Raw genomic sequence first — 20123 nt, 5'->3', positions numbered from 1 at the left:
ACGCTAGCGAGGCAGTCTAACTTTAACTGTTAGCTCCTGCCGAAGATCGTCACATCCGAGGAGGCTCATTGTCAAGGACAATCGGAATAGCATACGGAAAGAAGTTCTGCACCTTATAAAATTTGTCAAAAAAACTGTTGCCATTCCAGGCTAGTGTGGAGATTCATATCTATTTTATGCTTGAGCGAATGAAACAGTACCAGAAAGTGAAATTAAGTAAAGACGAAAATGAAGTCGTTGAGCATACCCAAGCACAGCAGTTAAGTAGTCAAATCTTAGCAAAACTAGCCACTATTTACCCAATTGAATTTTCTCCTGATGAAATTAATTATCTGGCTTTGCGTATCGCCAATCTTTTTACAAACTCACAAGCAGCCACACGATTTCAAAAGGAATCTAGTACACTTGCTGATCATTTGATTGTACAAGTGGAGCAGTTTTTAGGTTATTCATTGAAAGAAGATCAGTTACTGAAACAAAACTTAAGGTCTCATTTATCTTCTACCTATTTTCGACTCCATTATGGCTTGCAGATTTCTAATCCATTGACGAAAAGTGTGTTTAGTACGTACACACAACTTTTTTTAGTTTTACAGTTGATTCTAGAAGATTATTTTGAGAAAGAAAATTTTTATGTTCCGCAAGATGAGACAGCTTATTTAACGATCCATTTCCAAGCGGCGATCGAGCGACACAAACATCAGAAAAGTAAAAGATACCAAACAGTTCTAGTCAGTGAATATTCAAAAGCTATGGCTACTTTTCTTGAAGCACGGCTGAACAGAGAACTTCCGGAATTAACGATTATAGATTTAATTGAATATAAGCCAGAACTAGAGAGGGAAGATTTTCCACCTGTTGATTTTATTTTGACTACATTACCGTTTAAATATGAAAATATTCCAGTAATCGAGATTTCACCAATGATCACAGAAACTGATCTGGCCTATTTGACAAAATATATGCTGGAACATGTACCTATCAAGAAGAAAAAAACGTTTGATCTAGCAAGCTTTACTCATCCATTTTTGATCTTTCCTCAGCTTGAATGGACTGACCCAGTAGATATTTTAAATTTTATGGGGAATGTCTTAGTAGAACATCATTATGTGGAGCCGGAATTCGTCGATTCTGTCTTGGAACGAGACCGTCACGCCAGTACTAGAGTGGCACCATTTGTAACGATTCCTCACGGTAATCCGCTGTATGTAAAACATTCGATGATTTCTATTGCAACAATGAAAGAACCAGTCCTATGGCATGGGGAACAGATACGTATCGTACTGCTGTTAGCAATAAAGAGAAAGGATTTGAAACATGCAGAGTTCAAAAAAATTTTTTCTGTTATTCACTATTTAGAAAAGCAGCCAGAACAAATGGCACAGTTGATGCAATCCAATCATCCACTAGAGATTTTAACCTTGTTGTCTAGTTATGAATAAGTAGATATTAAAAAACTGCCTTTATATTTATAATAATTCTATCTATTTATTTGAAGTTAAAAAACTAAATACAAAGGGATTGTAACAAAAGTCTTGTTACAGTTCCTTCTTCCGAATAACGGTGTTCAAAAGCTTGCACCTGCGGTAATAAGTCCAGCCAATTCAAAAACATGAAACGCTGTTTTTGTTTGGCTGGACTTATTACTTGATGCAGAACATCTTTTCCACAACCTCTATTTAATGAAATGGATTATAGAATCGTCCGTCATTTAGGATCACTAATAAAATCCCTATTGAACAAAAAAGGACAACGAGAAATAGTGCAAGATAATCATTCCGTTGCAATGGTTTTGTCGACAGCCATGTCCGTCCTTTTTTCTTTCCAAAACGCCGAAGTTCCATGGCAGAAGAAATCGTCTCAATACGTTCTAAACTAGAAAAAATCAATGGGATCGCAATCGTCAAATTTCCTCGTACCCGTTTCATGAGAGAGGCTTTACCAGAGAGTTCATTTCCTCGTGCTTGCTGGGCTTTGGAAATCGTTCGAAAATCCTCTTGGATATCTGGAATGTAGCGTAGCGCTAAAGAAAAGGCATAAGCAATTTTATAAGAGCCACCGATTCGATGGATACTAGAAGCTAATTCACTTGGATTCGTCGTTAAAATAAAAATCAAACCTGGAGGAATGGTAACGAAATATTTAATCAGTAAATTGAATTCATAAAAAACCTGTTCTTGAGTGAGCGTATATCTACCGATTCCATCAAAGATGACATGGCGAGTACCATAGATAGCTACTCCGTATTCTGGGGCAAATAAATAAACAGTCAATAAATTCAAAATGGAGAAAAAAGCAATGAACTTCAATACAAAAGAGATCTCAGAATAACTAATTCTGGCTATCCGAAAAATGAGAACCGAAAACACAGCAAGGCAAAGCAAAAATCGTGTGTCATAAGAGACCATCCCAATAATCGAAAGTAATAGAAAACAAAAAAGTTTGGTAAAACCGCTGAGTTGATGGATGATTGTTTTTTTCGGTACATAACCGATGAGATTATTCTCTGTCATAAGGGTCCCCCTTATGCTGAATAAAAGCCGAAACGAATCCGCTAGCATCTGTCAGCTGATTGCTTTTTGCCAAATGATACAAACTAGTTTTCCGCAAGCTTGCCGAGGTAACTAAATCGGTTGAAGATAGTACCTTCGAAGGTATTTCATCTGCAATAATTTGTCCTTCTTTCAAAACAATCGTCCGTTCTGTATATTCCAGCATCAAGTGCATATCATGAGTGATCATCAAAATCGTGAGGCCTTGCTGATTCAATTTTTTCAAAAATTTCATCATTTTAGTGTAGTGATAGTAATCTTGTCCAGCTGTCGGTTCATCAAGAATCAGCAATTCTGGTTCGAGTACCAATATAGATGCAACTGCTACCCGTCGTTTTTGTCCATAGCTCAGCGCTGAAATCGGCCAGTTACGAAATTCATACAATCCACATACTTTCAAAGTTTCCAAGACTTTTTCTTGGATGTTTATCGGATCTTCACCGCGATTTTCTAAAGCCAAAGCAACTTCTTCAAAAACTATGTTTTTAGAAAGCATTTGGTTACTGTTTTGCAGTACATAGCCAATTTTGTCTGCGCGCTCTTTGATGCTTTCAGATATGATAGATTGGTCTTTCCACAATAGTTCTCCTTGTTGGAAAGGTTGGAAACCGGTGATGAGATTGGACAATGTGGATTTTCCTGCTCCATTATGTCCGACTAAACTAACCATCTCTCCTTGATGAAGAGTTAAATCGATTCCTTTGATGATTGGTTCCTTACCGAAGTGGAAGGATACATCTTTCAATGTCAATAGCGGCGTTTTCTTTTTAGAAGGAGAACAAAAAGTCCCTTGTTGTTTTGCTAAAGCAGCAGCAATCTTTGGGGAAACCAGTTGATCGACTTGTGTTAAATCTGGGAATTCTGTCAATGAGAGTCCAGAACGTTTTAATGCTGTGATGTATAAGGGTTCACGAATTCCGGACTTCGACAATAAATCACTTTTCAGCAATTCAGTAGGAGCTATATCCGCAATGATCTTTCCCTCATCAATCAAGATGACGCGATCGACTGGTGCAGCTAACACTTCCTCCAAACGATGTTCAATAATGATCGTCGTAAATTGTTGCGATTGATAGAGACGGTCAATCATCTGGATTGCTTCATAGCCTGTCTGTGGATCAAGATTAGCTAATGGTTCATCAAACAAGAGAATAGGTGTTTCATCGATCAAAACACCAGCCATTGCTACCCGCTGCTTTTGTCCGCCAGATAGATCTTGCGGACGTTTGTCTAATTGGGCCAGTAAATTTGTCTTTTTTGCCCAGAAATTGACTGCTTCTTGCATTTCTTTTTGTTCGATCATCTCATTTTCAAGAGAAAAAGCGATATCTTCAGCTACTGTTAATCCGACAAATTGGCTGTCAGTATCTTGTAAAACGGTGCCTACTTCTAATGAAAGATCATAGATAGAAGATTTACTGAAATTTTTACCATTGATCGTTAATTGACCAGTAAAACTTCCTTTTTCATTTTGTGGAATGATGCCATTCAAACATTTTCCCAAAGTTGATTTTCCTGAGCCGCTAGGTCCTATGATCAAAATTTTTTCCCCAGGATGGATAATCAAATCGATATTTTTTAATGTTGCTTCAGCTTGGCTGTCATATTGAAATGTAAAATTACGAAACTCAATCATTTTAGTTCCTCACGTTCTAAGCTTCTTTGTTCAAACTTCCTTTTTTGACTTTTGTCTGTGCATAAGCTTTCAATAAAATAATGCCGATAATTCCTGTCACAATAGCATTTGTGATTCCAGCAACGATTCCTTGCGTGAAGACTTTACTTGGGGCCTCTGCATAAATCAAAATATCTCCCACAGGCGCAATAATCACCCATGTCACTAAATTGGCAATCGTTTCACCCACGAGGAAGAGCGTGATTTCTTTTTTACCAAATATGCCTTCTTCAATTGGGATACGTTTGGTCAGTAAACCAAAAAACACACCTAAAATCCCAGATGCAATGATCCATGACCACCAAGCACCATAAGTAGTTAAATCACCCAGTGCATGGCCAATAAAACCAGCTAATCCTGCAACGACTGGCCCGTAAACTACGCCTAGCAGCGCTAGAAAAGGGTAAGCGGTCGCGATATCCGTATTTGGAACACCTGTTGGAATGGTGACGAAACGTTTTAAGATAAAGAAGACAGCTGCTCCGATACCGATAGCTACAATATGCTTTACTGTAAATTTTTTATTCATTCTATTTTCCCCCAATTGTTTATTTATGAATACGCATTTCCAATTTTTGACCACATTATGTCAAAATTTTGTTGGATGATTCGAAATTTTCCGAAAGTTCACTTCCTTTCGATAGTATCCAAGGTCAAGTAGTGGATGGACTTTATTAGTATCGATAGTCGATTCAAAAGTGGGTACAAAAAAATGCCCTAGCAAAAAATTGCTAAGGGCATAGATATGCGTTACCACCTTTGGTTATAAAATCCTCACAGACTTTACCTCGATCAGTACCCAAAAAAATCATCTTTTGGAAACTGTGCCTTGTTAACGGTAGACATCCGTATTTCCTTAAATATTCGGGAAATCCGCTCAAAAGCCATTTTCAAGTAACAGATACGCATTCCTTTTCACCAAGCAGGAACTCTCTTTGGCGTCTAACATTACTTTACTTTCTTTGTCATCGCGTTTCATTGATTGCTAATAAAATAGCAGAGAAGTATCCATTTGTCAACGGGAGGAACGATTGATCTAGCAAAAAGAAGAGAAGAAGTTTTTGCTAGAGAACAATTCTATTTATCAGTTAATTGTAAAAACATTTTTGAGAATTCCTTTATAAACTTGGAGCATATTGATTTAAGTCAGAAACCTTTGTTTTGATTACTTCTCTGACTTTTCTGAATTCCGCTAATATTTCTTCTTCGCTCCCGACAGCTTGTGCAGGATCTTTTAGGTCCCAGTGAAGGTGTTCGTGATTGTTTGGAACGGCAGGGCACTTGTCTTTGGCATCACCACAAAGTGTAATGATCAAGTCTGCCTGAGCAAAGTAATCTCTATCAATCAAATCAGACGTCTGTTTGGAAATATCGATGCTGTCTTCTGCCATGATTTTTACAGCTCTTGGATTCAAACCATGTGTCTCGATCCCCGCACTTCTGATCTCAAACTTTGAAGGAGGCAGATATTTACGCGCGTAGCCTTCTGCTATTTGACTGCGGCAAGAATTGCCCGTACATAAAAAATAGATTTTTTTCATTTGATTTCCTCCGTTATGGATTAGTAACTGTAATTGTTTATCTAAAGAAAACTCTATATGATGGAGCGAAAAAATAATGGGTTTCTTAGTTTATATATTTCTTGTGGTTTAGCGTATAAATTGATGTGTACAAAGAACTCATCCTGTCTTTTTTACCATAAATACACGTTAGAAACAATCATTTTGAGTCAAAAAACAACGATGGGAAAGACTATTAAAAGAGATTAAGACATGGCAGATGATGAAGGAAGCAGGGGTATAGTCAGCCGATAAATTTCTTGAATATAACGCGAGAACAATTATTCGTCTTTTAAGAAAAAAAGTAGTAGAATCAGTTCATATTAAAAATAAAAAACCTTCCATTTTTGTAGGGTTGGAGGAGGTCATTACCTTGAAAAAAATCGGCTTTTTAAGCTTTGGACATTGGATGGAGCAAGGATCACTCGTGAAAACAGCTCAAGATGCTTATTTGCAATCCATCGATTTAGCAGTGGAAGCAGAAAAAATTGGAGTAGACGGAGCGTTTTTCCGCGTACATCATTTTGCCCCTCAGATTGGGTCGCCGTTTCCTTTGCTAGCGGCAATCGGCGCAAAGACGAGTAAGATCGAAATCGGCACAGGACTTATCGATATGCGCTATGAAAACCCTTATTATATGGCAGAAAATGCCGGATTGACAGATATCATCACACAAGGAAGAGTGCAACTAGGAGTGGGGCGTGGTTCACCTGAACAAGTTCTAGATGGCTGGAAATACTTTGGGTATGATTACAGTGAAGAAGAAATCAAAGAGGTGACACGGGAACGCACCCTTGAATTCTTGGAATTACTTGAAGGAAAACCATTTGCAGAACCAAATCCTCAACCAATGTTCCCACAAGGATCAGGAAAATTACGGATCGAACCTTATTCAGAAGGATTACGACAAAGAATCTGGTGGGGAGCTGGTTCGCAGCAAACGGCAATCTGGGCAGCACAACATGGAATGAATCTGCAATCATCTACATTAGTCAATTACGAATCCCATGAGCCGTTCCATATCCAACAAGCAAACCAATTACGTGCGTATAAAGAAGCGTGGAAGCAAGCAGGTCATGATTTTGAACCAAGAACATTGGTCACTCGCTCGATCCAGCCAATCACCACTGATTTGGATCGACGCTTATTTGGACAAGATGGTAGTCCGCAACAAGATGCTGTCGGCTATCTTGCTTACCACCGAAACCCGACGATTTTTGGGAAAACTTTTGCTGGTGAACCTGATCAATTAATCAAGGAGCTAGCTGAAGATGAAGCAATCAAAGAAGCAGACACAGTACTTGTCACGATTCCTAATACTTTAGGCGTTGAATACAACATGCACTTGCTTGAAACAATCGTAAAAGATATCGCTCCAGAATTAGGATGGCGGTAAAAAGGAATTTCTGTAAGTGCAGGATACTTGAGTGAAAAAATAAACACTTCTAACAATCAGTTAGAGGTGTTTATTCATGTTTTCATGAAGTTCATAGAGAAGAAAAGTGAGTTATCCGTTTGTTCAGTGAGATTGTTCATAAGCTTCTTTTACATGTTGGGGTAAATCATCAGGAATCAGTTTCAATACGGCTTCTTCATTGCCGGTTTTTATTGCTTCTTCATAGTACCAGCTTTTGTAATTTAGCATAGCGAGTACTCTTTCTAATTTTGTTATTTCTTCTTCTACAACTTCTTTTTGCTTTTCAAATAGTTCTTTACGAACCGCAAATGTCTTACTGCCTTCTTTGCTCCATTCCATGAATTGCTTGATGTCTTTTATTTCTAAACCAGATTTTTTCAAACAATCAATGACTCTCAAAGCCTCTAATTCACTCTCTGAAAATTTTCTAATACCGGAAACACGCTGGATATCAGGAAATAACCCCTCTTTGTCGTAATAACGTAAAGTAGAAACAGGCAATCCAAACATTTCAGACACTTGTCCAATGGAATACATAAAAAAATCCTCCTAAATTAAAATTTTATCCTTGACCTAAAGTCAGGTTTAAGTTTTATCATGATAATACATTCAAAAACAAATGTCAATTTTGATCAAAGGAGCGTTTAGAATATGAGTAAAGAATTAAATATCACCCAAGAATGGGACAAAGTATTTCCAAAAAGCGAGCAAGTCAATCATCGAAAGGTGACCTTCCCAAATCGTTTCGGTATCACATTAGTCGCTGATTTATATGAACCAAAAGAAGTAAGTGAAGAGAAATTGCCAGCAATTGCTGTGAGCGGACCATTTGGCGCAGTAAAGGAACAATCGTCTGGTCTATATGCGCAGACGATGGCTGAAAGAGGCTTTTTAACGATTGCATTTGACCCATCGTTTACAGGAGAAAGCGGAGGAGTACCACGATATGTTGCTTCGCCTGATATCAATACGGAAGATTTTCAAGCGGCAGTAGACTTTTTATCTGTACAAAAAAATGTAAACCCTGAGAGAATCGGAATCATCGGTATTTGTGGATGGGGAGGTATGGCATTGAATGCGGCAGCGATCGATACACGGGTCAAAGCAACAGTCGTCTCAACAATGTACGATATGACTCGAGTAACAGCCAATGGCTACTTCGATGCTATGGATGAAGATGCCCGATATAAAATGCGTGAAGAATTAAATGCACAACGTATCATTGATTTCAAACAAGGGGACTACGCACGTGCTGGAGGAGTGGTTGACCCATTGCCTGAAGATGCTCCTCAGTTTGTTAAAGATTACCATGCGTATTATAAAACAGATCGCGGATACCATGTTCGTTCTTTAAATTCTAACGACGGTTGGAATAGGACATCAGGGTTATCACTTATGAATGCGAAACTATTGCATTATATTCCAGAAATCCGTCATGCAGTATTAGTCATTCACGGGGAAAAAGCTCACTCACGTTACTTTGGGGAGGATGCTTTCAATGAGCTGAAAGGCGATAACAAGGAACTCATGATCATTCCAGGAGCTTCCCATACAGATCTATACGACCAGACAGATATCATTCCATTTGAAAAAATGGCAACATTCTTTGAAGAGAACCTTGTGTAACCAAAAGAGGTTGTGAAAAAGCCGCTTCTCATGTTTGTTGAATATTGTGACTTGTGACCGAGGAGTTGGCAGGAGAACACCGTTATTCGAAAAAAAGAACTGTGACACTGTACTGACCCCCAAAAGTTAGATTTTTTGGTCTAACTTTTGGGGGGTCGGTACATTTTTTGTCACAGTCTCTTTGTGTCTCATTTCGTGTAAATAATCATTCACTTTATACTATTTATTTCATTTCTGTGATTTTAATATTTTTTGCTAAATTTTTTACATCAGCTGGGATAACTTTCCCGACTTCTGATTGCTGTGCATTCGACATGCCGCAAGCCATTGCATACCTTATACATTCTTTTAAAGGATAATTCTGTTCTAATGAATGAGCAAAACCTCCAACAGTGGCATCCCCAGAGCCTGTTGTATTCGTGATAGGAATCTTAGGGATTTCAACATTCCAAAATTCTTCTTTTACTTTGACTACTGCACCATACGAGCCGCAAGAAACCATGATGACATCGATATCTTTAAATAGTGGATTTGTTTTTAGATGGTGTTTTATGTCGCTTTTTTGAGTGATTTTTTGATGGATGATATCTGAAAACTCATGGATATTAGGTTTGATGAACATCGGTTTATACTTACTTGCTAAGACTTCACGGAGATGTTGTCCAGATATATCCATTAATATATAGGTGGAAGGATCTATTTGTTCTTTGATATATTGTAATAATTTAGCATACAAAAAGGGATCTTGATTGTTGACAGAACCATTTATTGTAATGACTGAAAGGTAATTATTTTTACTGATTTGTTTGATATCATTCATTAATTTTTTGATAGTAGCATCTGCTATTTTAGGACCAGCTTCCACAAGTTCTGTCTGCGTTTCACCATCATGCATGATGGTGACGGCACCTCTTGATTCTTCTGCAATAGGTAAAAAATGCAAATCAAACAGATTTTCATTTTGCAGCATATCTTGAATCATACCGCCAAAATAACCGCCCAAAAACCCCGTTAAAATAACTGATGAACCTAGTAAAGCAGATGCTCGTCCGCAATTGATTCCCTTGCCGCCTACATAGCGTACCGGAGAAGCAAAGCGTGTCATCGTACCTAATTCAAAGTGTTTTGTAAAATAAATGGAATCAATGGATGGGTTCATCGTGATTGTCAGTATCATTTTTTGGCTCCTTTAATATGGTTAAGTATTTTGAATAATGATGGAAATCTTGTTCTGATAAATGATTATCGGTTATTAGATAATCAAAATCGGTTAATTTTCTAAAAGTATAGACATCTGATTTATTTAATTTTGAATAATCTGCAACAATACATTTGATTTTTGCTGCATTGAGCGCTGCATTTTGAATATTTCCCTCAATAAATTGAGCAGTTGTGACATTGTTTTCAAATATTCCATTTGTTGCAGCGAAAGAGATATCGACATTCAAACTTTCAAAAGATCTTTCTGCAACTTCCCCAATGAACTCTTCTGTAATAGGAGAAAATTCGCCCCCAGTAAGTAAAATCCGATAACTAGTATGATTCTTCAAATAGTTGAAAGCAATCAAACTATTTGTAATTACAAATAGATTTTTCTTTTGAATGAAAGGGAGTGTATACAGGATCGTTGTACCGGCGCCTACATAAATAGTAGAATTATCCGGAATTATACTGTTCATGACTTGGCCAATATATTTTTTTTCGGCTACATTCGTATCAATCTTTTCTTGAGTCGATAGTTCTCGATTATAAGGTTCCTTTCGTTCAACGCCACCATACAGCTTTTTTACTTTATTTTTTTTTGCTAATTCAGTGACATCTCGGCGTATGGTCATTTCTGATACGCCTAATTTGTTAGCGATTTCTGAATTAGTTAAATAAAAATCTTTCTCTAATAACGTAATGATTCGTTCTTGTCTTTCTTTTTTCAACATATGAATTACTCCTTTAACATAAAAGTCAATTTTTGTTCGACTTTGTTCTTCTTAATTATATAGATAAACGATTTTATTTTCAAGTAGATCAAATTTAACAAAATAAATTTCTTTTGAAAGCGTTGACAAAATAAACTGACAGAAATATAATGTTCTTGTAAACAAAGATGAACTTAGTAGAACATAAAATTAACAAACTTAATCAAAAAAGAGGGTGGAGAAATGGAATATAAAGAGATGTTTGTTCCTAGTCTGATTCAATTAGCGGTAGACGTAAAAAATAAAGAAGAAGCTTTTTTAATAGCTGCCCAACGATTAGAAAAAATGGGGTACGTCAATGAAAATTATTTGAATGGACTAATTGCAAGAGAAAGAGAATTTCCTACAGGATTGATTACTAAGTATTTAAATATTGCACTGCCACATTCGGAATGTGAATATGTCGAAAAGCCATTCGTTTTTGTTATGCAGCTGAAGAACCCAATTTATTTTTATCAAATGGGGGATAATCAGGAAATGACTGTAGAAAATCTATTTTTTTTAGGAATCAAAGAACCAAAAGAACAAGTAGGATTACTTCAAGCGTTTATGAATTTATTCATGGATGAAACATTCGTGGAAAATTATAAGAAACAAGAAACACCGCAAAAAATATACGAACTTATTACAAATTATATTTAGGAGGAAGAAAAATGAAGAATCGGTTAATTGTCGCATGTGGAAGTGGCGTAGCAACGAGTCAGACGATCGCGAGTAAGATCCAAAGTATGTTAGAAGATGATGGCATTACATTTCCTGTAGAAGCAGTTGATTACAAATCAATCCAAAATGAGCTTCCTACTGCTGGAATCTATGTGTATGTCGCGCAGCCGGATGATGAAGTACTTGAACAAGCAAAAGAGTTAGGTATTGAAGTATTTCCAGGAATTCCATTTTTAACTGGAATGGGCGTAGAACCTATTTATGACAGTATCAAAGAGTTAATACAGTAAAGGAGGATTGTTGGATAAAAAATTGTCTCCTAGTTTTTCTACTATATTTCAAAAGAAAGAAGGTCTATTTATGGAAGTCTTCCAAACCGTAATCAATTATGTTTTGAATTTAGGATCAGCTATTTTTGTTCCTTTGATTATTTTGATACTTGGATTATTGGCAGGGATGAAATTTAAAAAAGCGTTCATGTCTGCATTGACTTTAGGGATCGCTTTTAGCGGGATGTCTATGGTCATTGGCTATATGTCTAACGCAGTAAGTCCAGCATCAGAAGCATTGGCTAAAAATACGGGAATCAGTTTGCCTGCACTTGATCTTGGGTGGACAGGTGCAGCAAGCATCACATGGTCGTGGAGTTATGCTTTTATATTCTTTGCAGTAACGATTGGGGTCAATTTTGTACTGTTACTTTTTAATTGGACGAAGACGTTAAATGTTGATATGTGGAATGTTTGGGGGAAAGCTTTAACTGCTTATTTAGTTTATTATGTTTCTGGTAGTTTGGCTGCAGGCTTTCTTACAGCAATGGTTCAAGTCATATTGGAATTAAAGCTTGGTGATATGTTTCAGAAGCATATACAAGATCTCACAGGGATTCCATTAGTAACAGTGACTCATTTTATGACATCTGCCGCTGTCTTGTTGCTCCCTTTCAATATGATCATGGATAAAATACCTGCATTGAATAAACGAGCGGATACGAATGCATTGAAGAAGAAAATTGGGATCTTCTCTGAAAATTCTGTAATGGGATTCATTATTGGCTTGGGACTTGGCTTTGCTGCTGCGTACGGTGTTTCAGGTTCTCTTAATCTAGCGATCCAAACAGCTACAGCATTAAGTTTGTTTCCTATGATCTCTAAAATGTTCATGCAATCTTTGTCTCCTTTAGCAGACGCGATGTCAGAATTTATGAAAAAGCGATTTAAGGATCGTGAAGTATATATTGGATTGGACTGGCCGATATTAGCTGGTCGTTCAGAGATTTGGGTTACTGCTATTTTACTTGTTCCTGTGTTTATCGGTTATGCCATTATTTTGCCAGGAAACCAAGTATTACCATTAGCAGGGATCATCAACTATTCGATTGCGGTCGGCGGATTGCTTCTAACAGGAGGAAACTTGGCTCGTATGCTGATCCTGGGAATCCTCACGATGCCTATTTATTTGTACGGTGCCACTTATCTTGCGCCAATACTCAGTGATTTAGCAGAAAAAAGTGGAGCAGTCGAGGGAATCAAGAAAGGACAGTTGATCACATGGTCATCAATAGAAGGGCCGGAGTTCAGGGTTTTATTTGCGGAGGCATTTAATAGAAATATTCTCGCTATTGTAGGATGCGTGATTTTTCTAGGACTGTTTGTTCTACTTTATAAATATATGATAAAAGCGAAAGTCCCGAGCGAACGTTATGCTGAACTACAAAAATAGCATTGAAATGGTGGGAAAGCAATGAAAAGAGAAGAGACAGATAAAATAAAATGGACAGTCGCTCTTTGTGGTACACTTCTGCTATTTCTATATGGACTCTTTACTCAGAATATCATCATCAATCTATTGGTCATTTTTTTCGCGCTAGTGATCTATAAATATGGAAATCACGTTTTATTCAGAGAGTACGATGAAAAAAGAAAACGGAAAATAGAAGAATCAATAAAAATAAAAGAAGCTACCAAAGAAATATTGAGAGAAAAAAGTTTTATAAAAAGATAATGGAGGGGTCATTATGTCAGATGGACGTATGTTATTTGAGAGAGAACGACAGGACATGGCACGTATCGTAAGAGTGATTTTCGAAAGGAAAAACACAAATGTCGCAGGAGGGAATTTTTCCTTTAAAACTACTGATGATCAAGGGAAAGACTACATCATCATGACGCCGACCATGATGTCAGAAGCCTATCTAGGAGAGATTTCTCCTGCACAGGTTCTAGTAGTAGAACCAAGAACGCGTAGAATCGTTGACGGAGTCGGTCATTTAACTCGGGAGATCAATATGCATGAAGCGATGTACGAGACTAATCCAGCTATCAAAGCTGTTCTACATGCTCATGCGCCTAATGCAATGTTCTGGGCGACTACTGGGTTGCCTATGCCTAATTTGACAGAAGCCACAGCTAAAGTAAAAGAGATTCCTGTCATGGACTTTGAGCCTAATTGCTCTGAAGAACTTGCTGAATTGACAAGCGATTACGTAAAAACACATGATTTAGAATTGCCTCATATGTTATTACTCAATTCACATGGTGTATTGATCAACACAGGTGGAGAATCAGGAATCGAAGCCATCCATAAAGCACTGCAAATCCTTGATACAGTCGAATGGAATGCAGAAATCGCTTATAAACAGACGATTTTCCAAGCACTAGGGATTACTGATGGGTTTTATTCGAAAGGTGAGAAAATCGGCAGATTGGAAGATTTGAAACATAAAACGGCTATTTATAATAAATCTGTTATTACAGTTAGCGGAGACTAACCTATCTGACAAAAAAACTACGACTTTCACACACTATGATCCAGATTGATGTCTGCTTCAGGTTGTGTCATGTAAGTCGTAGTTCTTTTCTTTTATTTAGTTAGAAGATGCTCTGACCATTCCCTCGCTTGCTCGATTTCGTCCATCGACAACTGATGACCTGTCACAGTTAGCTGAATCGTCACATTTGCTTGGCGTGTTTCGAATTGATCGGCCAATTCTTTAAAGGAAGCAGGGGAAACGATTGGATCGTTATCACCATAAGAAAGCCAGACGGTTTTATCCTCTAATGTGGAACGGCTTTGATGAACACCTAGAGACATCGGATGGAAAAACAACCCTTTATTTAGCTCGGTCTCACGCTCCAATAATAAATGAGCAGCGATGTTTGCGCCATTTGAATAGCCGACAAGCAGCCAATCGCTTAAAGCTATCTGTTCTTTTTCGCTGATTTCTTTGATTTTTTCATGGAGTTTATCTGCTTCTTTTTCCAAACTGTCCAGGTCGAATTGATTCAATCCATTACGCTTGAAAAAACGATTCATCCCATCTTCTTGGACCGTGCCGCGAAAAGAAAGCAACGTACTGTTTGGTGCAAGAAAGTGAGCGATATCCAGTAAAGAATGTTCGTCGCCACCTGTGCCATGAAGTAAGATCAAATGCTTGCCACTTGTTCCTTTTTCAAAAATATAGGTCATTTTGTTTCCTCTTTTCTGTTTCTATAGATACAAAAAATGAAGTAGCATGAAGAGATTATTCACGTTTTTTATTTGCATCACTTGTATCGAAAGGACGGACATAGGCTTCAATGGCTTCACGACGTTCTTCTAAGAATGGAGGAAGAGATAGTTTTTCTCCTGCTGATTCTGCTGGTTCATCTTCAAGGAATCCAGGACCGTCAGTTGCTAGTTCAAACAGTACGTGATGAGCGGCTAGGAAGTACTCAGATTGGAAATAGAAACGATCGACGAAACCAGAATTTGGCAATTCAATCTTATTGATTACTTGAATCCAGTATTCCAATGCTTCTTTGTCTGCTACACGCAATGCTAAGTGATGGATATTTCCAAATCCTTCGATTGCTTTTGGCAAGTCTGTCCGATGTTCAATAATAATGCTTGCACCATTTCCGCCTTCACCGATTTCAAATAAGTAGAAATCTCCTGAATGGTCTGTTTCTTTGAATCCTAAGATTTTTTCAAGAATCAAGCGGATATGCTCTAATTGACTGACACGGACAAAGACAGGTCCAAGTCCTGTGATCGCAAACTCTGTCGGTACATTGCTGTTTTTCCAAGGAATGCCAGCTGCTACACCTTGATTATTTTCGTCAGAGATCAATTGATAATATTGATTATCGAAATCTTCAAATTCGATATATTTTTTGCCGAAACGTTCGTTGATTGCTGAATGAGTAACGTCATATTTTTCAAATCGTTCTAACCAAAAGTCTAATGCAGCGTCACTTGGCACACGGAAAGAAGCACGAGAGATCGTATCTGTTCCTTTTTTTCCTTTTGGCTGATTTGGAAAATCAAAGAAAGTCATATCTGTTCCCGGCGCACCAGTATCATCTGTAAAGTAAAGATGGTAAGTTTCGATGTCATCTTGGTTAACGGTTTTTTTGATTAAGCGCATTCCTAAAATATCTGTAAAAAAGCGGTAGATTTTTGTTGCGCTAGATGTCATTGCTGTGACGTGGTGAATTCCTCTGATTTGTGTATCCATGATAAATTTCCTCCTGTTAACTTACAAAAAGTAAGTAGTTGATTTAGAAATAGTATAGAGGGTGCATCTCTATTTTGCAATTAATTTGTTTTCTAAAGTATCAGGAAGGAATCTAGAATGGAAAAGAGGAGGAACGGATCAATAAAATAAAAAGACTTACGACTAGCTGTATCGATTTCAAAAAAACTAGCTTTAAAAAGCTAACTTTAGAATCATTACGGGTGGTCATAAGTCTTTTTATGATTAGATGGAAACGAGCTTCTGAAAGTACTTGGTAAATGTTATTCAAAAGATTGTATCTGTGACAATCAATCAACTCGAAACTAAGCGGCTTTTCCACAACCTCTGATTCACGGTGTTCAAAAGCCAGTTTCTCGGTAGTAAGTCAAATTTATGCAAAAATGAGGAAAGCCATTTTCACAAAATTTTTCTTACTACTCGAAACTAAGCGGCTTTTCCACAACCTCTTTGGTTAAGTTGAACGCACATCCAACACAGAATAGTTCCGAACATCAAATCGGTTTCGGCTGGAAGAATATTCAATCGGCTGGCCATCTTTGAGATAGACGACTTGCTGAACTTCCAGTACAGGATCGTTTTCTGCACAGTTCAAATATTGCTGATCATATTCATCACTTTTATCTGCAGAAATAGCACGATAAGCCCCTGCAAAATGGACATTCAATTCTTGATGAAGATGATCATAGATAGAGGCTAACAAATGTTCTTTTTTTAAACCCGGCACAAGATGGACTGGCATAAAGGTATGCTCTAAAACATAAGGCTCGCCATCTAAGATCCTTAACCGGTGAATATTGTAGACAGGTTGCTCGGCATCGATCATCAATCGTTCTTGGATATATTGATCAGGGAATTCGACGTCAAAATGAATGATTTGACTCTTCAAAGAACGATGTCTGCGTTTCATTTGGAGACTCAAACCTTCATACTCGTTAGCGGGCGATGTGTCTTTTTGCATGAATGGATGATTCAAGATTTTCGTTCCTGATCCTCGCTGCGAATAGACAAGTCCTTCCATCGCTAAGATATTGATGGCTTTTTTGATTGTCATCCGGCTCGCACCAAATTCTTTTACCAAGTCCACTTGATTAGGCAAAAAACTATCGGGAGGATACTCTTTTGAACGGATTCGTTCCCTTAAAATATTTGCGATTTCTTCGTATTTTGGCACGTTATTCACCTCTTCTAGAGTATAACGAAAGATTATGCTTCCGACAACTCGAAGTAGCATCTGGAACATTGTTTATTCGAAAAAAGAGGATATGACAAGTTTCTTGTCACATCCCCTTAATGATCCATTAAGCAATATCTAGGTCTGGTTGTTTATCTAATACTTTCAAGAACGGGTACCAGATAAAGGCAACGATGACAAAGTCGATGACTTGCAGCATACCACCAAGCCATGAATTTGTTGCTAAGACACCGCTTGCAATGATTGGCACAGTCCATGGAACAGAGACGCCAGTTGGTGCAGGGACAAGTCCAGCAGCCATTACCAAATAATTGAACGTCGTTACGATTAGAGGCGCCACGACCCAAGGAATAAGGATTGTTGCATTCAATACGATCGGCAGACCAAAGATCGCTGGTTCATTTACATTGAAAATACCAGGTGCTAAAGCTAATCGACCAACATCACGATACTGTTTCTTTTTAAGAACGAAGGCCATTAATAAAACGACAGCTAAAGTCATTCCAGAGCCACCAATACCAACAGTGAAGGTTTCCATGAATGGTTTTGTGATGATGTGTGGTAATTCTTTTCCATGTTGATAAGCTTCTAAGTTATCAAGCATCAGTGTATTCCAAATCGGGTCCATTACAGAGTTGACGATGATTTGTCCGTGAAGTCCGAAGAACCATAAGAATTGGACAAAGAACAAAGCAATCAATGTTGCAGGTAAACTACTTCCCAAACCAGTTAATGGTTTTTGGATCACTTCATAAACGACATCATGTAAGTTAGCATTGAAAATACCAGTCATCACAGCGTTGATTACTAAGAAAATAGTTAGTGTCACTACAGCAGGGATCAAAGCGGCAAATGATTTTGTTACTGCAGGTGGAACTCCATCAGGCATTTTGATCTGCCAGCCGCGTTTCGTGATTCTGCAGTAGATTTCTCCAGCCAAGAAAGCAGCGATCATTCCAATGAACATTCCTTTTGCGCCAAGACGATCAAGTGAAAGAACACCAGTTACATCTTCACCACCAACGGTTTTCATTGCAAAAGGCGTAAGAATCAAGAAGCTGGCAAAAGACACGGCACCACCGAAAATACCTTCAACGTCATAAGATTTTGATAAATAATAGCCGATACCAAAAGTAACAAAAACCGACATGATGCTCATTGTTGCATTTTGCCCATTACCGAATAAGTTCGATAAAGTTCCCTTTGTTGCGTCACTGAAAAAAGGCAAGTTATTGATAACGACAACGATCGAACCGAACATCGTTAAAGGGAAGGAAAGCATAAACGCATCCCGTAAAACTGTAAGGTAACGATTTTGCCCTAATAAATTAGCTAAGGGCATGATTTTCTCAGAAAGCTTGTCCATAAAACCGTTCATTTTTATTCACCTCAAATTTATTTGCAATCGATTACATACAAAGTATAACGCCGAATATTTTAAATGTCTAGTCATTTTTATAAAAAGTATTGATTTATTTTTTTAGGTTCGTTATGATTACGATATCAAGAAGAAAAGAGAGGAAGTACAAAATGAAAACCTACACATTTCCAGAAAATTTTTGGTGGGGTTCTGCTGCTAGCGGACCGCAAACAGAAGGAAGAGTAAGTAATGACGGGAAAGGAGAAAATATTTGGGATCATTGGTATGCATTAGAGCCTGAAAAATTCTTCGATCAAGTAGGACCTGAAAAAACTTCGCAAGTTTACACAAAATACAAAGAAGATGTTCAGTTAATGAAAGAAACTGGCCATAACACATTTCGTACATCTATCCAATGGAGTCGTTTGATTCCGGAAGGGACAGGTGAAATCAATCAAAAAGCTGTTTCTTTTTATCGAGATTATTTTACTGAATTGCTGAACAATGGTATCGAGCCTTTTGTGAATCTTTATCATTTTGATATGCCACTGTCCTTGCAAGAAAAAGGCGGGTGGTTATCAAGAGAAACGGTTGACGCTTATGTTTCTTATGCAGCCGCGTGTTTTGAATTGTTTGGAGACCTAGTCAAAAAATGGTTTACTCATAACGAGCCAATCGTACCTGTAGAAGGAGGCTACTTGTATCAATTCCACTATCCAAATCATATCAATATGAAAGAAGCGGTCCAAGTAGGCTATCATGAGAATCTAGCAAGTGCAAAGGCAATCAAAGCCTACCATGAAGGCGGTCATGATGGCGAGATCGGAATCATCTTGAATCTGACACCAAGTTATCCGAGAGATGAAACAAACCAAGATGATGTAAAAGCAGCGCAAATCGCGGATGCATTCTTCAACAGATCATTCCTTGATCCTGCAGTGAAAGGCGAGTTTCCACAAGAGTTGATCGAGATTGTCAAAACATTGGGTATAATGCCTGACATTCATGAAGGAGACTTAGAACTCATCAGAGAAAACACGATTGACCTGTTAGGAATCAATTATTATCAGCCTCGTCGGATCAAAGCAAAAGAAACACCGATCAATCACGAACATAGCCCCATGCCAGATGATTATTTTGATAATTACGACATGCCCAATAAAAAAATGAATCCATATCGTGGATGGGAAATTTACGAAAAAGGCATCTATGATATTTTAACGAATACAAGAGAAAACTATGGTAATATCAAATGCTATATTTCTGAAAATGGGATGGGGGTCGAAGGAGAAGAACGATTTGTTAACAGCGAAGGCATGATTGAAGATGATTATCGGATCGAATTTGTGACGGATCATTTGAAATATGTCTATCAAGCAATCCAAGAAGGAACGAATTGTGTGGGGTACCACATGTGGACATGTATGGACAACTGGTCATGGACAAATGCCTACAAAAATCGCTATGGCTTTATCGCTGTTGATTTGGCACAAGACGGCAAACGCACGATCAAAAAATCAGGTCGCTGGTTTAAAACGGTCTCCGAAAAAAACGGATTTGATGCCTGATATTTTTTGATAAAACGTT

Annotated in this window: 20 protein-coding genes and 1 other annotated feature; of the genes, 9 read left to right on the top strand and 11 right to left on the bottom strand. The window is 37.8% G+C overall.

Going from position 1 to position 20123, the window contains the following annotated elements; all coding sequences use genetic code 11:
- Positions 1-155: 155 nt before the first annotated feature.
- The gene (locus KFO35_RS05600) at positions 156-1442 is read left to right on the top strand and encodes a BglG family transcription antiterminator (protein WP_002315252.1); all 1287 of its coding nucleotides are present in this window, start codon (positions 156-158) and stop codon (positions 1440-1442) included.
- Positions 1443-1679: 237 nt separating this feature from the next.
- On the opposite strand, the gene KFO35_RS05595 is transcribed toward KFO35_RS05600, so the two are convergent.
- From KFO35_RS05595 to arsC, 4 genes are all read right to left on the bottom strand, one after another.
- Positions 1680-2513, bottom strand: a complete 834-nt coding sequence (locus KFO35_RS05595) for an energy-coupling factor transporter transmembrane component T family protein (protein ID WP_002315251.1) — start codon at positions 2511-2513, stop codon at positions 1680-1682.
- Entirely contained in the window at positions 2500-4188 is a 1689-nt protein-coding gene (locus tag KFO35_RS05590; RefSeq protein WP_156272193.1) for an ABC transporter ATP-binding protein, read from the bottom strand. The genes KFO35_RS05595 and KFO35_RS05590 overlap by 14 nt, the downstream gene beginning before the upstream one ends.
- A gap of 16 nt (positions 4189-4204) precedes the next feature.
- Positions 4205-4756, bottom strand: a complete 552-nt coding sequence (locus KFO35_RS05585; protein ID WP_002315249.1) for an ECF-type riboflavin transporter substrate-binding protein — start codon at positions 4754-4756, stop codon at positions 4205-4207.
- A 201-nt stretch (positions 4757-4957) separates the two neighbouring features.
- Positions 4958-5205, bottom strand: a binding site (T-box leader).
- Between the two features lie 140 nt (positions 5206-5345).
- On the bottom strand, positions 5346-5768 hold the full coding sequence (gene arsC, locus KFO35_RS05580) for an arsenate reductase (thioredoxin) (protein ID WP_002315248.1): 423 nt from the start codon (positions 5766-5768) through the stop codon (positions 5346-5348).
- A gap of 391 nt (positions 5769-6159) precedes the next feature.
- Between arsC and KFO35_RS05575 the strand changes: the two genes are divergently transcribed.
- Positions 6160-7182, top strand: a complete 1023-nt coding sequence (locus tag KFO35_RS05575) for an LLM class flavin-dependent oxidoreductase (RefSeq protein ID WP_002315247.1) — start codon at positions 6160-6162, stop codon at positions 7180-7182.
- A 123-nt stretch (positions 7183-7305) separates the two neighbouring features.
- On the opposite strand, the gene KFO35_RS05570 is transcribed toward KFO35_RS05575, so the two are convergent.
- Positions 7306-7740, bottom strand: coding sequence for a MerR family transcriptional regulator (locus KFO35_RS05570; RefSeq protein WP_024636177.1), 435 nt, complete (start codon positions 7738-7740; stop codon positions 7306-7308).
- A 114-nt stretch (positions 7741-7854) separates the two neighbouring features.
- On the opposite strand from KFO35_RS05570, the gene KFO35_RS05565 reads away from it, so the two are divergent.
- Positions 7855-8829 carry an alpha/beta hydrolase gene (locus KFO35_RS05565; protein ID WP_002315245.1) on the top strand — a complete coding sequence of 325 codons (975 nt, stop codon included), beginning with the start codon at positions 7855-7857 and terminating at the stop codon, positions 8827-8829.
- A gap of 223 nt (positions 8830-9052) precedes the next feature.
- On the opposite strand, the gene KFO35_RS05560 is transcribed toward KFO35_RS05565, so the two are convergent.
- Both KFO35_RS05560 and KFO35_RS05555 read right to left on the bottom strand, forming a co-directional pair.
- Complete coding sequence (locus KFO35_RS05560) at positions 9053-10006, bottom strand: 1-phosphofructokinase family hexose kinase (protein ID WP_002291810.1); 954 nt, start codon at positions 10004-10006, stop codon at positions 9053-9055.
- Positions 9972-10763 (bottom strand): DeoR/GlpR family DNA-binding transcription regulator, encoded by a 792-nt coding sequence (locus KFO35_RS05555; RefSeq protein WP_156272191.1) that lies wholly within the window; start codon positions 10761-10763, stop codon positions 9972-9974. The genes KFO35_RS05560 and KFO35_RS05555 overlap by 35 nt, the downstream gene beginning before the upstream one ends.
- A 222-nt stretch (positions 10764-10985) precedes the next feature.
- On the opposite strand from KFO35_RS05555, the gene KFO35_RS05550 reads away from it, so the two are divergent.
- From KFO35_RS05550 to KFO35_RS05530, 5 genes are all read left to right on the top strand, one after another.
- Entirely contained in the window at positions 10986-11444 is a 459-nt protein-coding gene (locus tag KFO35_RS05550; protein ID WP_002291813.1) for a PTS sugar transporter subunit IIA, read from the top strand.
- A gap of 11 nt (positions 11445-11455) precedes the next feature.
- Positions 11456-11755 carry a PTS sugar transporter subunit IIB gene (locus KFO35_RS05545; protein WP_002315244.1) on the top strand — a complete coding sequence of 100 codons (300 nt, stop codon included), beginning with the start codon at positions 11456-11458 and terminating at the stop codon, positions 11753-11755.
- Positions 11756-11825: 70 nt separating this feature from the next.
- Complete coding sequence (locus KFO35_RS05540; protein ID WP_024634718.1) at positions 11826-13187, top strand: PTS galactitol transporter subunit IIC; 1362 nt, start codon at positions 11826-11828, stop codon at positions 13185-13187.
- A 21-nt stretch (positions 13188-13208) separates the two neighbouring features.
- Positions 13209-13469, top strand: a complete 261-nt coding sequence (locus KFO35_RS05535; RefSeq protein ID WP_002291816.1) for a hypothetical protein — start codon at positions 13209-13211, stop codon at positions 13467-13469.
- A 13-nt stretch (positions 13470-13482) separates the two neighbouring features.
- Positions 13483-14235: a class II aldolase/adducin family protein gene (locus KFO35_RS05530; protein WP_024636178.1), complete on the top strand. Its 753-nt coding sequence runs from the start codon at positions 13483-13485 to the stop codon at positions 14233-14235.
- 92 nt (positions 14236-14327) lie between these two features.
- Here KFO35_RS05530 and KFO35_RS05525 read toward each other — a convergent pair whose 3' ends face one another.
- The 4 genes from KFO35_RS05525 to celB all read right to left on the bottom strand — a co-directional run bounded on the left by KFO35_RS05525 (position 14328) and on the right by celB (position 18554).
- A complete protein-coding gene (locus KFO35_RS05525; RefSeq protein ID WP_002315241.1) occupies positions 14328-14933 on the bottom strand; it encodes an alpha/beta hydrolase in 606 nt (201 codons plus the stop codon).
- Between the two features lie 55 nt (positions 14934-14988).
- Positions 14989-15963, bottom strand: a complete 975-nt coding sequence (locus tag KFO35_RS05520; RefSeq protein WP_002288275.1) for a ring-cleaving dioxygenase — start codon at positions 15961-15963, stop codon at positions 14989-14991.
- A gap of 472 nt (positions 15964-16435) precedes the next feature.
- Positions 16436-17155 carry a GntR family transcriptional regulator gene (locus tag KFO35_RS05515; protein ID WP_002315240.1) on the bottom strand — a complete coding sequence of 240 codons (720 nt, stop codon included), beginning with the start codon at positions 17153-17155 and terminating at the stop codon, positions 16436-16438.
- Between the two features lie 127 nt (positions 17156-17282).
- Positions 17283-18554, bottom strand: coding sequence for a PTS cellobiose transporter subunit IIC (gene celB / locus KFO35_RS05510; RefSeq protein ID WP_002315239.1), 1272 nt, complete (start codon positions 18552-18554; stop codon positions 17283-17285).
- Between the two features lie 152 nt (positions 18555-18706).
- On the opposite strand from celB, the gene gmuD reads away from it, so the two are divergent.
- A complete protein-coding gene (gmuD, locus tag KFO35_RS05505) occupies positions 18707-20104 on the top strand; it encodes a 6-phospho-beta-glucosidase GmuD (protein WP_002315238.1) in 1398 nt (465 codons plus the stop codon).
- Positions 20105-20123: the final 19 nt, after the last annotated feature.

The organism is Enterococcus lactis (assembly GCF_015751045.1).
In the GTDB taxonomy this organism is placed as follows: domain Bacteria; phylum Bacillota; class Bacilli; order Lactobacillales; family Enterococcaceae; genus Enterococcus_B; species Enterococcus_B lactis.
This window is presented reverse-complemented; position numbering and strand designations above follow the sequence as displayed.